The following is a 13,678-nucleotide window of genomic DNA, read 5'->3' as shown; positions in this document are numbered from 1 at the left end:
CAAAAGCCCTGGGCCGCTCTTTAAGCGGCAATTCCGGCGCATGAAGAATGCTGGCAGGCTGGTTCGTGCCCGATATGGGTGTCTTCTTCGCCTCCGACAATGGAAACGCGAGGGAAAAACCCGGATCAGGCGTTGTCTCTCTTGGCCAGCACGTCGTCTATGATCGCCTTGGCTGCGAGAAACGCGGCTTCTATAGCCATTTCGCTGGTATCAAGCAAGTGCGCGTCGGCGGCGGGCTTCAAAGGCGAGTCGGCGCGACCCATGTCGCGCTCGTCGCGGCGCACGATATCGGCAAGGATCTCGGCGAAATCGGCGGTGCCGCCGATGCTCTCGATCTCGGCCAGCCGGCGCCTCGCGCGCACCTCGGCGCTCGCCGTCACATAGAGTTTGATGTCGGCGTCAGGGCAGACGACGGTGCCGATGTCGCGCCCGTCGAGCACGGCGCCCGGTGGTGTCTGAGCGAAGTCGCGCTGCTTTTCGACCAGGATGCGCCGCACGGTCGGGAACACCGCCACCTTCGACGCCGCCTCGCCGACCGCATGCGCCGACAGCACCGCGCGGTCGAGCTTGGCCAGATCGACCTGGCGGGCAGCGGTCTCGGCGGCCGAGACATTGTCGAGCGGCAGCGCGTGCTGAAGCAGCGCATAGGCGACGGCGCGATAGGTGAGGCCGGTGTCGAGCAGGTTCAGCCGATAGTGGTCGGCGAGCCGCCGGGCGAGTGTACCTTTGCCGGCGCCCGCGGGTCCGTCGATGGCGATGGTGAAGGGGATGCTCATTGGCTGGCCGCCGCGATCGAAAGGCGCGATGAAAAAGACAAGCGCCGCGATCCGTCGCACCCCCCTCTGTCCTGCCGGACATCTCCCCCGCAAGGGGGGAGATCAGCCGTCACCGCTGACTTCGCCAATCGCCAATGTTGCAGGACTGAGCGGAGCGTCAAAGCTGCCAATCTCCCCCCTTGCGGGGGAGATGTCCGGCAGGACAGAGGGGGGTGCTGTCCCGCCGACGTCTCTGCCAGAGCGCAATCTTCAACGCTAGCGATTGCCATGAACGTCACCCAATCTCCGCGCCCAACGCCTTCATCAGGCCCATGAATTCCGGGAAACTTGTCGCGATCATCGCCTGGTCGTCGATGGTGACCGGCTTTTCCGTCGCCAGTCCCATCACCAGAAAGCTCATGGCGATGCGGTGGTCGAGATGGGTCTGCACGGTCGTGCCCTGGCCGTTGGGATGGCCGCCGAGACCCTTGCCGCCCGGTTTGCCGCGCACCGCAAGCGAAGCTTCGCCCTCGGTGCAGTCGACGCCGTTGAGCTTGAGCCCGTTGGCGACGGCCGACAACCGGTCGGATTCTTTCACCCGCAGCTCTTCCAGCCCCTGCATCAGCGTTTCGCCCTCGGCGAAGCTGGCGGCGACCGCGAGCACCGGGTACTCATCGATCATCGACGGCGCCCGCTCGGGCGGCACGATGACGCCTTTCAGCTCGGAGTAACGCACGCGCAGATCGGCGACGTCCTCGCCGCCGGCATTGCGCGGGTTCAGGATGTCGATCTTGCCGCCCATTTCCTGCAGCGTCAAAAGCAGGCCGGTCCGGGTCGGGTTCATCAGCACGTTCTCGATTGTTATGTCCGATCCCGGCACGATCAGCGCGGCCACCAGCGGGAAGCCGGCCGAGGAGGGGTCGCCCGGCACCGCGATGGTCTGGCCGGTCAGCTTGCCTTGGCCCTCGATGAAGATGTGGCGCACGCCGCGCTCGTCGGTCTCGACCGAAAGGTTGGCGCCGAAGCCTTTCAGCATCTTTTCGGTGTGGTCGCGCGTCATGACAGGTTCGATGACCGTGGTGATGCCCGGCGTGTTCAGCCCGGCGAGCAGCACCGCCGACTTCACCTGCGCCGAGGCCATCGGCACACGATAAGTGATCGGTGCGGCATGCTTGGGCCCATGCAGCGTGATCGGCATGCGGTCGCCGGGCGTCGCCTTCAGCACCTGCACGCCCATCTGGCGCAAGGGTTCGAGCACCCGGCCCATCGGCCGGCCGGACAGCGAGGCGTCGCCGATGAAGGTCGTTTCCATGTCATAGGTGCCGACAAGGCCCATGGTGAGCCGCGAGCCGGTGCCGGCATTGCCGAAATCGAGCGGGCTTTCCGGCTGCAGCAGCGCGCCATTGCCGGTGCCGCGGATCACCCACTCGGCGCCGCGCTTCTCTATATGCGCGCCCATCGCCTTCATGGCCGCGCCGGTGCGCATCACGTCCTCGCCCTCGAGCAGGCCGGTGATGCGGGTCTCGCCGGAGGCGAGGCCGCCGAACATGAAGGAGCGATGCGAGATCGATTTGTCGCCCGGCACGCGGGCCGTGCCGGAAAGCGCTGATGATTTACGGGCGGTGGCCGGCTTTGGGGCGGCGGCGTGAGACATGGAATTTCCCTGGACGGAATGCCGGCGGGCCGGCGCTTTTCATTTGTTGCGGCGGTCTCGTATCACGGCGGGCCGAAATGGTCATCCCCCGTGGTCGTCGCTTGACGGGAGGCCTTTCAATGCATGGTTTTGTGACGCCGGCTTTTCGCTTTGACAGCGCTGCAAACTGTGGTTAAGGGGACCACTCTTTTATCGACGAGGCTTGCCGTGGCAAAAACCGAACTTGGCACAAAACGTATCGACCCGGAGACGGGCCGAAAATTCTACGACCTGAACAAGGACCCGATCGTCTCGCCCTACACCGGCAAGACCTATCCGCGTTCCTATTTCGAGGAAGGCAAGATTGCCGCTCTCGAGGAGGAAGAAGAGGAAGTGGCCGAGAAGGAAGTGGACGCCGAGGAAGAAGAGGGCGTTGAGGTCGTCTCGCTCGAAGAGGCAGACGAGGACGCCAAGGGCGACGACCTGCCCGATCTCGGCGACGACGAGGACGATGTCGATCTCGGCGACGACGAGGATGACACTTTCCTTGCCGACGAAGAGGAAGAAGACGACGACGTTGCCGACATGATCGGCGTCGGCGACGACGACGACGAGGTCTGATCGGCCTTGAAAGCGGGCGTTTGCAGGCTTTCGTGGCCTGTTGCGAAAAAGCGGCTCTCGAAGGCTTGATATTGACGAAAGGCGGGGTTAGAAGCCGCCTGCACTAACGGCGCGGTCTCCAACCCGCGCCGGATCTCTTCGCCGGAAACGGCGCCGGTAGACTGCCGGAAGTGGGGCCATAGCTCAGTTGGGAGAGCGCTTGAATGGCATTCAAGAGGTCGTCGGTTCGATCCCGATTGGCTCCACCAAACAGTCCCTCTGCAAAACTGGCTATTCCCTTGCGGGATAATCGCGCCTCTTCAAAGGCTTGCCAGCTCGAGTTTTACCCCGCCTGACAAAGACTGCGCTTCGGCGGATTTCAGCCCCAACAACCTCAGCCCTTGGCCTAGTCGCCGACGCTTTGGTGGGACACAAGACGGCATCGAAGGGCGCAGCAACTGGTGCGGCTTGGCGGCTTCAGCCGAGAAGGTCGGCCGCGACTTCGAGCGTGTTGCGCAACGACGTCTCGAGATGGTGTTCCATCGCTTGCGCGGCGCTCTCGGCGTCGTGACGCTTCAGCGCCTCGAGAATGGCTTCATGCTGCTCGATCGTCTGTTCGCCATAGCCGGGCTTCGGAATGACGAGGTAGCGGCCACGGTCCATTTGCGCCTTTGAGATGTCGACGGCTCTCCAGATCATCGGCAGGCCGCAGATTTCGGCGATGGTCCGGTGAAAGACGTCGTCGAGCTGTATCGCGGTGGCATATCTGCTCCGCGATATGGCAAGCCGGTGCGCCGCCATATTGTCTTCCAGCAATTCGCCGGCTGCCGGTGAGAATTTGGCGGCCGCGCGCCTGGTGCTTTCCATCTCCAAGGCCCGGCGGATGATATAGGCTTCTTCGAGGTCGGCTCGGCTGATCGGGGCGACATAGGTGCCGGTCTGCGCCAGGATGTTGACCAGACCCTCGTCGCTGATGCGCTTGACCGCTTCGCGCACCGGGGTACGCGAAACACCGAGTGCTTCCGCGATGCTAACCTCGCTGATCACGTCCCCAGGCCTCATCTGTCCGATGACGATCAGGTTGCGAATCTGATGATAGATCTGATCGCGGAGCGGAAGAGCCCGATTGAGAGTCGAAGGGTCCAGGTCCATGGGAAATCCGTGGCTTAGGTCGCCGGAAATGATCAAATTAGAATGTAAATCAGAAAGCACCTAATGCGAGGCGCGGCTTCGACTTGGAATTCGCACCCGGGCAAAGCGTCACAGTCAGTGAGTTCGGATTCGGGCCGGCTGGAGAGAATTTCTAATCCCGTCGGCGGAATTGGAATAAACTAACTCTACAGAATTTATGGAATAAGCAATCTGCACGGGCGATCTGGTTTCCACACGGACAGGACCACGCCATGCCCACCCTTTTGCGCTTGCTCTCAACCAAAGCAGGCATTGCCGGCAGTCTCCGTCACCACATGGGAGGCAGGCCATGACCAGCGACATTCCTGAACGCATCAAGGTGCTCTGGTTTCTGCCGACGCATGGCGACAGCCGCTATCTCGGCACGACGGAAGGCGGCAGGGCCGTCGATCTGCCTTATCTGACGCAAGTCGCGAAGGCCGCCGACACGCTGGGTTACTACGGCGTGCTGCTGCCGACCGGCCGGGCCTGCGAGGATTCCTGGGTGATCGCGTCGGCGCTGGTGCCACTGACCGAGCGCTTGCGCTTCCTTGTCGCCGTGCGGCCCGGCCTGCAGTCGCCGACGTTGGCCGCGCGCATGACGGCGACGCTGGACCGCATCTCCAACGGGCGCCTGCTGATCAATGTGGTCACCGGCGGCGATCCGCTGGAGAACAAGGGCGACGGCATCTTTCTATCGCATGCCGAGCGCTACGAGGTGACGCAGGAGTTCCTGCGGATATACAAGCGGGTGCTGAGCGGCGAGACGGTCGAGCACGAGGGCAAGCATTTCCGCATCGAGGATGGAAGGCTGCTGTTTCCGCCGGTGCAGACGCCCTATCCGCCGCTCTATTTCGGCGGCTCATCCGACGCCGGATCCGTGGTGGCGGCGCAGGAGATCGACAAATATCTGACCTGGGGCGAGCCGCCCGCGGATGTCGAGCGCAAGTTGGATGGCGTGCGTGAACTGGCGCAGAAGGCCGGCCGCAAACTCTCCTTCGGCATTCGCCTGCATGTCATCGCCCGCGAAACGAGCGAGGAAGCCTGGGCCGCCGCCGACAGGCTGATCAGCCGGCTCGACGATGCGACGATCGCCTCGGCACAGAAAGTCTTTGCCCGCATGGATTCGGTCGGCCAGGCGCGGATGAGCGCGCTGCATGGCGGCAACCGTGCCAAGCTCGAGATCGCGCCCAATCTCTGGGCCGGTGTCGGCCTGGTGCGCGGCGGCGCCGGGACCGCGCTTGTCGGCGACCCCGACACGATCGCTGAGCGCATCGATGAATACCGGCGCCTCGGCATCGACACCTTCATCCTCTCCGGCTATCCGCATCTGGAAGAAGCCTATCGCTTCGGTGAACTGGTGCTGCCAAGACTGCCGACCGATCATCCGGTCAAAGTTGCCGCTTCGTCCGTCAATACCGGCCCGTTCGGCGAGACCATCGCCGGCGACCACCGGCCGAAGTCGCTCGCCAGCGCTTCATGAACGCGCTCCCTCCGATCCGCCGGTTGCGTGTCGCCATAATCGGCGGCGGTTTTTCCGGCGCGGCGGTGGCCTGGCACCTGGCACGAATGCATCGGCCGGAGCGTATTTCCATTTCGGTGATCGAGCCGCGGCCGGTGCTCGGCGGCGGCCTTGCCTACTCCACCGAGGAGCCGTCGCACCGGGTCAATGTCCCGGCTGTCAGAATGAGCATGGTACCCGACGACCCGCGGCACTTCGCGCGCTGGTTGACCGGCAGCGGAGAACTCGAGCGCGACACGGACGCCATCTGGAAGAATGGCGACGCCTATCCGCGCCGGCGCGTGTTTGGCCGCTACGTCGCCGAACATCTGGCGCCGCATCTCGGCTCAGGCGTTGTCCACCATGTTGAAGGGTCCGCCACAAATGTAACGCGCGATGCCAGTGGCGCGGGCTGGACCGTGCATACGTCCAGTGGGTTGGTCGCCGCCGACATCGTCGTCCTGGCAGCGACGCACCCGCACCCCGCGATTCCAGCCGCGCTGATCCAACTGGCGGAAGCGCCGGGTTTCATCGCCGACCCTTACGTCGCGTCAGCGCTTGCCGGGATCGGGCCGGAGGCCTCGGTGCTGATCGTCGGCTCCGGACTGACTTCGGCCGACATGGTCGCCGAACTCTCCCGCCGTGGCCATCGCGGCCGCATCGTGGCGCTGTCGCGCCGCGGGCTGCGCTCGCGTGGCCACCCGGACATCAGGGGCGAGCCTTTCGGCGACTTTGCCTCGGCCCCGGCAACAACGGCGCTTGGCCTGCTCAAGAACATTCGCGCGACGCTGGCGGCGGCGCGTGCGGCCAATGTCAACTGGCAGTCCGTCTTCGACCAGTTGCGCCTGCAAGGTCCTGTGCTGTGGGCCGCACTTACCCCGCCAGAGCGGGCAAGGCTGGTCCGCCAGCTGCGCGTGTTCTGGGACGTGCATCGCTTCCGGATCGCTCCGCAGGTCGCTTCCGTGCTCGACCGCCGTCATGAGGGCGGCACATTCGACACCATCGCCGCCAGGCTTGTCGCGTCGAACGTTGAGGACGGCAGCCTGGCGGTCAGCTTTCAGCGGCGCGGGCAGACGCGGATCGAGACGGCGCGCTTCGATGCCGTCATCAACACCACGGGTCCGGCCCATGGGCAGGCACCGCGGCTGAACCCGGCGCTAAGCTCGCTGGCGCAAGCCGGGCTGATCAGGATGGACCAATACGGATTGGGCATCGAGACCAGTCTCGACAGCCGCGCCGTCGGCCGGGATGGCGGGACAACCACGACACTGTTCGTCGCGGGTCCGCTGGCGCGAGCGACTTTCGGCGAACTCATGGGCCTGCCCGAGGTCGCCCGCCATGCCCAGGCGGTCGCGGCCGAAATTGTCAAGCTGCTCGAATCGCCAGCCACCATCAGCGCCAATGTTGTGCCTGGTCCGCTCGCGAGCTGACATCGGCAAGCCGGATTGGTCGGGCAAAATTGGTATTTCCGTCCCAAGAGGGCCTCAAAAACGGAAAATCCTCCTTTGTATATATATTCTATAAACATAATAAATATTGGAAGCCGGCGTGACCGGAGCGATCAACGACACGGCCTGGATGGGAGACAGTTCATGGCACACGCAGGAACCGACGCGATCAAGTTCGCCTACTGGGTGCCGAATGTTTCGGGCGGCCTGGTGATCTCCAACATCGAGCAGCGCACCAACCATTCGGCCGAGTACAACCGCAAGCTGGCGCGGATCGCCGAGAAATCCGGCTTCGACTATGCGCTCAGCCAGATACGTTTCACCGCCGGCTACGGCGCCGACGAACAGCATGAATCGGTGGCGTTCAGCCATGACCTGCTAGCCGCGACCACCACACTCAAGGTCATCGCGGCGATCCTGCCCGGCCCCTGGAATCCGGCGCTGGCAGCAAAGCAGATCGCCACCATCAGCTATCTGACCAATGGCCGTGTCGCGATCAACCTTGTCTCCGGCTGGTTCCGCGGCGAATTCCACGCCATCGGCGAGCATTGGCTCGACCATGACGAGCGCTACCGCCGCTCGGAGGAATTTATTCGTGCGCTGCGCGGAATATGGACAGAAGACAGCTTCACCTTCCGAGGCGACTTCTATCGTTTCAACGAATATTCGCTGAAGCCGAAGCCGCCACATCCGCTGCCCGAGATATTCCAGGGCGGCTCGTCGCGCGCCGCACGCGACATGGCCGCGCGCGTCTCGGACTGGTACTTCACCAACGGCAACACGCCGGCCGAGATCGCCAAGCAGGTCGACGATCTCAGGGCCAAGGCGAAGGCCAACAACCATTCCGTCAAGGTCGGCGTCAACGCCTTCGCGGTCGTCCGCGAGACCGAGGACGAGGCCAGGGCGGTGCTCGCCGAAATCATCGCCAAGGCCAATCCCGAGGCGGTCAACGCCTTTGGCCACGAGGTCAAGAATGCCGGCAAGGCCTCGCCGGAAGGCGAGGGCAATTGGGCGAAATCCTCTTTCGACGATCTGGTCCAGTACAATGACGGCTTCCGCTCGAACCTGATCGGCACGCCAAGGCAGGTCGCTCAGCGCATCGTCGACCTGAAGCGCGCCGGTGCCGATCTCATCCTGCTCGGCTTCCTGCATTTCCAGGAAGAGGTCGAGTATTTCGGCAAGCATGTCATCCCGTTGGTCCGCGAGCTGGAAAACGCCGAGGCGGCGGCGTCGCTGGCGGCGGAGTAGTTACCCCACAGGCTGGCCGGACAAGCACCGGCCAGCACTCGCGTGAAGCTTGCCGGCGCGCTCGATCCATCGGGCGGCCTGGGAACTTGCGCGCCTGCTGAAGCAATCGAGGACATTGGAATGCCTCTGCCCAGTTATGCCTTAGGAGTGATGGAGGCTTCCGCCTATGCACCGGAGGTCTTTGCGCGCGGCCTGCCGTCAAGCTCGCGGCCGCAGCAGCAGCCCGAAGACAATAGCGAGCCGGTCGGCTCCGTTGCCGGCGTACCCGCTGCGCTGCTTTCGCTGGAAGGCATCGGCCTGTCGTTTGGCGGTGTCGTGGCACTTGCAGACATCGACCTGTCGGTCCGTCCCGGCGAGATCCGCGCCATCATCGGCCCGAACGGCGCCGGCAAGAGTTCGCTGATCAACGTCATCAGCGGGGTCTACCGGCCGGATCGCGGCCATGTCCAGCTCGACGGTACTTTTTATGCCCAGGTCCCGACGCAGCGGTTGGCGCATCTCGGGGTCGCCAGGACCTTCCAGAACCTTGCGCTGTTCAAAGGCCTCAGCGTGCTCGACAATGTAGCTTCAGGCCTCGCCTACAAGGCCCGCTCCAACTTTGCCGGTCAGGTGCTGGGCATCGGCCGCTCGCGCGACGAGCAGCGCCACTCGCGCAGCCGTGCCGAACAGACCCTCGAATTCCTTGATCTCACGTCTGTTCGCGATCGCCTTGCCGGCACGCTGCCTTACGGGCTGCGGAAGCGGGTCGAACTCGCCCGTGCACTGGTCGCCGAGCCGCGCCTGCTTTTGCTCGATGAGCCGATGGCCGGCATGACCGCAAACGAAAAGAGCGAGATGGCGGCCTTCGTCCGCGCCGCGCGCGACCGCTTCGCCACATCAGTGGTGTTGATCGAGCACGATGTCGGCGTCGTCATGGGCCTGTCCGACCGCATCGCCGTTCTCGACTACGGCCGCAAGATCGCCGACGCCACGCCCGATGAAGTCAGGAACGACCAGCGGGTCATCGATGCCTATCTCGGTGTCGCCTCGGACAATGAGGACAGGGCAGGCATATGATCGCCGATTTCGACTACCAGTTCTTTATCGAAGTGCTCGTCGGCGGCCTGCTTTCCGGCGTCATGTACTCGCTGGTCGCGATCGGCTTCGTGCTGATCTACAAGACCTCGGGCGTGCTCAATTTCGCGCAAGGCGCGATGCTGTTGTTCGCGGCACTCACCTTCGTCAGCCTTGTCGAGCGCGGTATTCCGTTCGCGTTGGCGCTGGTGATCACCTTCGCCATCATGGTGGCGATGGGTGTCGCAATCGAGCGTACGGTGCTGCGGCCGCTCACCAACAAGCCGCCGATCACGCTGTTCATGGCGACGCTCGGCCTGTCCTACATCATCGAGGGCGCCGCCCAACTGATCTGGGGCACGCAGGTCCACGGCCTCGACCTTGGCATCGAGGATGTGCCGCTGGAAATCGGCGGCGTGCTGATCAGCCAGTTCGACATCTTCGCCGCCGTGGTTGCCGCCGGCATGGTTCTCCTGCTGTCGCTGTTCTTCCGCTACACGCGCATCGGCCTCTCCTTCCGTGCCGTCGCCGACGACCAGTTTGCCGCACTCGCGGTAGGCCTGCGTCTGCCGCTGATATGGGCGACCGTGTGGGCCGCCGCCGGCCTCGTCGCACTGGTGGCGGGACTGCTCTGGGGCGCACGCCTCGGCGTGCAGTTCTCGCTGTCGCTGGTGGTGCTGAAAGCGCTGCCGGTGCTGGTGCTCGGCGGCTTCGACTCCATCCTCGGCGCCATTGTCGGCGGGCTCTTGATCGGCGCGAGCGAGAAGCTCGCCGAGGTCTATATCGGCGACTATTTCGGCGGCGGTATCGAAAGCTGGTTCGCCTATGTCCTCGCGCTCGTCTTCCTGCTGATCCACCCTTCCGGCCTGTTCGGCCAGAAACTCGTCGAGAGGATCTAAGCGATGGCCGCGATAACAAGCGATTTCGCCTCCGCGCCGGTCCTGCCGAAATGGATCGTGCCCGTGCTGTTGCTCGCCTTCGCCTATGGCGTCGTGCCGCTGATCGGCTCGAGCTATCTGTTCGAGGCCATCCTGCTGCCGTTCCTGGCGCTCAGCCTCGCCGGCGTGGGCTTGAACATCCTGACCGGCTGTGCCGGCCAGGTTTCGCTGGGCAGTGCCGCCTTCATGGCGGCGGGCGCCTTCGCCGCCTACAATTTCAACCTGAGGATCGAAGGCCTGCCGCTGATCGGCAGCATCTTTCTGGCCGGCATTGTCGCGGCCGCGATCGGTATCGTATTCGGCCTGCCCAGCCTGCGGCTGAAGGGCTTTTATCTCGCGGTCTCGACCTTGGCCGCGCAGTTCTTCGTGCAATGGGCGCTGACCAAATTCAGCTGGTTCTCCAACAACTCGGCTTCCGGCGTCATCGACGCGCCGAGACTTTCGATCGGCGGGCTCGCTCTGGATGACGCCGTCGGCCGCTATCTCTTCGCGCTGACCATCGTCACAGTGCTGACCTTCCTTGCCTATCGGCTGGTCACGTCCCAGACCGGGCGCAACTTCATCGCCATCCGCGACAATGAAACCGCGGCCCGCATCATCGGCATCCCGGTGCTGAAGACCAAGCTTCTGGCCTTCGCCATCTCATCCTTCATCATCGGCGTTGCCGGGGTCATCTGGGCCTTCGCCTATCTGCGGACCGTCGAGCCGGACGGCTTCGATCTCGATCGGTCGTTCCAGATCCTGTTCATCATCATCATCGGCGGCCTGGCTTCGATTCGCGGCGCTTTCTTCGGCGCCGCCCTCATCGTCGTCTTCCCGCTCGCCCTGTCGCGCCTCGGCGGCTTCCTGCTCGGCGATCTCTTCGACTCGGGCGTGCTCGACATGAGCCAGCGCATCGTGCTGGGCGCGCTCATCATCCTGTTTCTGATCCTGGAACCCGACGGGCTGGTGGCCCTTTGGGACAGGCTCCGAAGACGGCTCCTGTTCGCCTGGCAGACGACTTGAGCCCGTGCATTTGAAAATGAACCACATCTGAAAATGAACTGGGGCCGAACCCAAGACGGCCCATACCGGGAGTACCTCGACCATGACTTTCCTCAGCACAATCAAGACGGCGGCGCTGTCCGCGGCGATGAGCGTGTCGGTGGCCTTGCCCGCCGCGCACGCGGACGAGCAATATTTCCCGCTGCAGAGCTATCGAGTCGGGCCCTATGCGGCCGGCGGCACCGGCTTCTTCGGCGGCTTCATCGACTACCTCAACCTCATCAACATCCGTGACGGCGGCGTCAACGGCGTCAAGCTGACCTGGGACGAATGCGAGACCCAGTACGAGGTCGAGCGCGGCGTCGAATGCTACGAGCGGCAGAAGAGTCATGCCGCCGCAGCCGCCTGGAACCCGCTCTCGGTGGGCATCGCCTACGCCATGATCGACCGCATCACCGCCGACAAGGTGCCGCTGATCACCGTCAACCACGGCCGCACCGATTCCACCGACGGGCGCGTCTTCCCCTATGTCTTCCCGCTGCTGCTCAATCCCTACAGCGAGACCTCGGGCATCGTGAACTACATCGCCTCCAAGGAAGGCGGCATCGACAAGCTGAAGGGCAAGAAGATCGTCGTGCTCTATCACGGCTCGCCCTACGGCAAGGAAACCATCCCGATCTATGACTTGCTGGCGCAGAAATACGGCTTCACCGCGCAGCAGATCGAGGTGCCGCATCCCGGCAACGAGCAGCAGTCGCAATGGCTGACCATCCGTCGCGCCAAGCCGGACTTCGTCGTCCTGCGCGGCTGGGGGGTGATGAACCCGGTGGCGCTGAAGACGGCGGTCAAGGTCGGCTATCCCGTCGACCACATCGTCGGCAATGTCTGGTCGAATTCGGAAGAGGACGTGATCCCGGCCGGCGACGCCGCCAAGGGCTACACCGCCATCACCACCCAGGCTTCCGGCAACAGCTACCCGGTGGTGCAGGAGATCGTGAAGACGGTCTACGGCGCCGGCAAGGGCAATCTGGAAGACAAGTCGCGCATCGGCTCGGTTTACCACAACCTCGGCATCGTCAACGGCATCCTCAATGTCGAGGCGATCCGCGTCGCGCAGGAGAAGTTCGGCCACCGCACGCTGACCGGCGACGAGGTCCGCTGGGGCTTCGAGCACCTCAAGCTTGATCCGGCCAAGGTCGAGGCGCTCGGCGCCAAGGACCTGTTCCACTCGATCAATGTCAGCTGGGACAATCACGAGGGCGAAGGCTACGTGACCTTCCAGCAGTGGGATGGCAAGAAATGGAACGTCGTCTCCGACTGGATCGCGCCGGACTGGGCGCTGCTGCGGCCGATCATCGAGAAGTCCGCCGAAGCCTATGCGGCCGAGAAGGGCATCAAGCTGCGCACGGCTGATGACGCCGATGCGGTGACCACCAACTGATCAGCCAAGGGCGGGCGCTTCGGACAACTTTCCGTAGCGCCCGGCCCGTTTCGGTTCATCGAACCACGGAAATGAGAGCCTATGTCGGACGATGACGTCATTCTTGCCGTGGACGCGGTTCATGCTACCTACAACCACGCCATCACGGCGTTGCACGGCGTCAGCTTAGAGCTGAGGCGGGGCCAGATCCTGGCATTGCTTGGCGCCAATGGCGCCGGCAAGACCACGACGCTGAAGGCTGTTTCCAACCTGCTGCCGGCCGAACGTGGGCAGGTCAACGCCGGCACCGTCCGCTATGAAGGCTCGGATGTCTCGCGCCGCAAGCCGGGCGATCTCGTGCGTGCCGGGCTGGTCCAGGTGCTGGAAGGCCGCCACTGCTTCAAAAGCCTCACCGTCGAGGAAAACCTGGTCGCCGGCGGCATTGGCCGCAGCGGCAGCCGCGCCGAGATCAACGGGGATCTCGAACGGATCTACGGCTATTTTCCGCGTCTCAGGGAGAAGCGCCGGACATTGTCCGGCCTGACCTCGGGCGGCGAACAGCAGATGACGGCGATTGGGCGGGCTCTGATGTCGCGGCCGCGCCTGCTGGTCCTCGACGAACCATCGATGGGGCTCGCCCCGCTCATCGTCCAGGACATTTTCCAGAGCTTGAGAAAACTCAACCGTGAGACCGGCCTGTCGATCCTGGTCGCCGAGCAGAACTCGGCGGTTGCCCTCAGATACGCCGACCACGCCACGGTGCTGGAAAACGGCGTCTCCGTTCTCTCCGGCGCGGCCGCCGAGCTTCGCCAGCGCGAGGACATCAGAGCCTTCTATCTCGGTCAATCGACCCCCGGGCAACAGGCATCGCCCGCCGCCAAACCATCCCATCTCCATGCCGTCGCCTGAACCGAAATCTCAAGGAGCA

12 protein-coding genes and 1 tRNA gene are annotated in these 13,678 nt (G+C 64.0%); 10 read left to right on the top strand and 3 right to left on the bottom strand.

Annotation, left to right across the window (positions count from 1 at the left end; translation table 11 throughout):
- Positions 1-125: 125 nt before the first annotated feature.
- Positions 126-776 (bottom strand): (d)CMP kinase, encoded by a 651-nt coding sequence (cmk, locus tag NKH19_RS08580; protein WP_352869381.1) that lies wholly within the window; start codon positions 774-776, stop codon positions 126-128.
- Positions 777-1,050: 274 nt separating this feature from the next.
- The gene (aroA, locus tag NKH19_RS08575) at positions 1,051-2,409 is read right to left on the bottom strand and encodes a 3-phosphoshikimate 1-carboxyvinyltransferase (RefSeq protein WP_352869153.1); all 1,359 of its coding nucleotides are present in this window, start codon (positions 2,407-2,409) and stop codon (positions 1,051-1,053) included.
- Between the two features lie 207 nt (positions 2,410-2,616).
- Here aroA and NKH19_RS08570 point away from each other — a divergent pair, with 207 nt between their 5' ends.
- Both NKH19_RS08570 and NKH19_RS08565 read left to right on the top strand, forming a co-directional pair.
- Complete coding sequence (locus NKH19_RS08570; RefSeq protein WP_352869150.1) at positions 2,617-3,009, top strand: TIGR02300 family protein; 393 nt, start codon at positions 2,617-2,619, stop codon at positions 3,007-3,009.
- 172 nt (positions 3,010-3,181) lie between these two features.
- A tRNA-Ala gene (locus NKH19_RS08565) sits at positions 3,182-3,257 on the top strand.
- Between the two features lie 208 nt (positions 3,258-3,465).
- Here the strand turns inward: NKH19_RS08565 and NKH19_RS08560 are convergent.
- Complete coding sequence (locus NKH19_RS08560; RefSeq protein ID WP_352869147.1) at positions 3,466-4,140, bottom strand: GntR family transcriptional regulator; 675 nt, start codon at positions 4,138-4,140, stop codon at positions 3,466-3,468.
- Between the two features lie 328 nt (positions 4,141-4,468).
- On the opposite strand from NKH19_RS08560, the gene ssuD reads away from it, so the two are divergent.
- The 8 genes from ssuD to NKH19_RS08520 all read left to right on the top strand — a co-directional run bounded on the left by ssuD (position 4,469) and on the right by NKH19_RS08520 (position 13,659).
- Positions 4,469-5,641: an FMNH2-dependent alkanesulfonate monooxygenase gene (ssuD, locus tag NKH19_RS08555; RefSeq protein WP_352869144.1), complete on the top strand. Its 1,173-nt coding sequence runs from the start codon at positions 4,469-4,471 to the stop codon at positions 5,639-5,641.
- Positions 5,638-7,089 (top strand): FAD/NAD(P)-binding protein, encoded by a 1,452-nt coding sequence (locus NKH19_RS08550; protein WP_352869141.1) that lies wholly within the window; start codon positions 5,638-5,640, stop codon positions 7,087-7,089. The genes ssuD and NKH19_RS08550 overlap by 4 nt, the downstream gene beginning before the upstream one ends.
- Before the next feature lie 162 nt (positions 7,090-7,251).
- On the top strand, positions 7,252-8,355 hold the full coding sequence (sfnG, locus tag NKH19_RS08545) for a dimethylsulfone monooxygenase SfnG (protein WP_352869138.1): 1,104 nt from the start codon (positions 7,252-7,254) through the stop codon (positions 8,353-8,355).
- Between the two features lie 120 nt (positions 8,356-8,475).
- Positions 8,476-9,411: an ABC transporter ATP-binding protein gene (locus NKH19_RS08540; RefSeq protein WP_352869135.1), complete on the top strand. Its 936-nt coding sequence runs from the start codon at positions 8,476-8,478 to the stop codon at positions 9,409-9,411.
- A complete protein-coding gene (locus tag NKH19_RS08535; RefSeq protein ID WP_352982095.1) occupies positions 9,408-10,307 on the top strand; it encodes a branched-chain amino acid ABC transporter permease in 900 nt (299 codons plus the stop codon). Before NKH19_RS08540 ends, NKH19_RS08535 begins: the two co-directional genes overlap by 4 nt.
- Before the next feature lie 3 nt (positions 10,308-10,310).
- Positions 10,311-11,351 carry a branched-chain amino acid ABC transporter permease gene (locus tag NKH19_RS08530; protein WP_352869129.1) on the top strand — a complete coding sequence of 347 codons (1,041 nt, stop codon included), beginning with the start codon at positions 10,311-10,313 and terminating at the stop codon, positions 11,349-11,351.
- A gap of 82 nt (positions 11,352-11,433) precedes the next feature.
- Entirely contained in the window at positions 11,434-12,771 is a 1,338-nt protein-coding gene (locus NKH19_RS08525) for an ABC transporter substrate-binding protein (protein WP_352982094.1), read from the top strand.
- Between the two features lie 81 nt (positions 12,772-12,852).
- Entirely contained in the window at positions 12,853-13,659 is an 807-nt protein-coding gene (locus NKH19_RS08520; protein WP_352869123.1) for an ABC transporter ATP-binding protein, read from the top strand.
- Positions 13,660-13,678 lie beyond the last annotated feature (19 nt).

The sequence above is a fragment of the Mesorhizobium sp. M1338 genome (assembly GCF_040318045.1).
Taxonomy (GTDB): domain Bacteria; phylum Pseudomonadota; class Alphaproteobacteria; order Rhizobiales; family Rhizobiaceae; genus Mesorhizobium.
This window is presented reverse-complemented; position numbering and strand designations above follow the sequence as displayed.

What these genes read in the sequence shown, in the direction of transcription:
- cmk (WP_352869381.1), bottom strand. Translation starts at nt 776, where the DNA reads ATGAGCATCCCCTTCACCATCGCCATCGACGGACCCGCGGGCGCCGGC.
- aroA (WP_352869153.1), bottom strand. Translation starts at nt 2,409, where the DNA reads ATGTCTCACGCCGCCGCCCCAAAGCCGGCCACCGCCCGTAAATCATCA.
- NKH19_RS08560 (WP_352869147.1), bottom strand. Translation starts at nt 4,140, where the DNA reads ATGGACCTGGACCCTTCGACTCTCAATCGGGCTCTTCCGCTCCGCGAT.
- ssuD (WP_352869144.1), top strand. Translation starts at nt 4,469, where the DNA reads ATGACCAGCGACATTCCTGAACGCATCAAGGTGCTCTGGTTTCTGCCG.
- NKH19_RS08550 (WP_352869141.1), top strand. Translation starts at nt 5,638, where the DNA reads ATGAACGCGCTCCCTCCGATCCGCCGGTTGCGTGTCGCCATAATCGGC.
- sfnG (WP_352869138.1), top strand. Translation starts at nt 7,252, where the DNA reads ATGGCACACGCAGGAACCGACGCGATCAAGTTCGCCTACTGGGTGCCG.
- NKH19_RS08540 (WP_352869135.1), top strand. Translation starts at nt 8,476, where the DNA reads ATGCCTCTGCCCAGTTATGCCTTAGGAGTGATGGAGGCTTCCGCCTAT.
- NKH19_RS08535 (WP_352982095.1), top strand. Translation starts at nt 9,408, where the DNA reads ATGATCGCCGATTTCGACTACCAGTTCTTTATCGAAGTGCTCGTCGGC.
- NKH19_RS08530 (WP_352869129.1), top strand. Translation starts at nt 10,311, where the DNA reads ATGGCCGCGATAACAAGCGATTTCGCCTCCGCGCCGGTCCTGCCGAAA.
- NKH19_RS08525 (WP_352982094.1), top strand. Translation starts at nt 11,434, where the DNA reads ATGACTTTCCTCAGCACAATCAAGACGGCGGCGCTGTCCGCGGCGATG.
- NKH19_RS08520 (WP_352869123.1), top strand. Translation starts at nt 12,853, where the DNA reads ATGTCGGACGATGACGTCATTCTTGCCGTGGACGCGGTTCATGCTACC.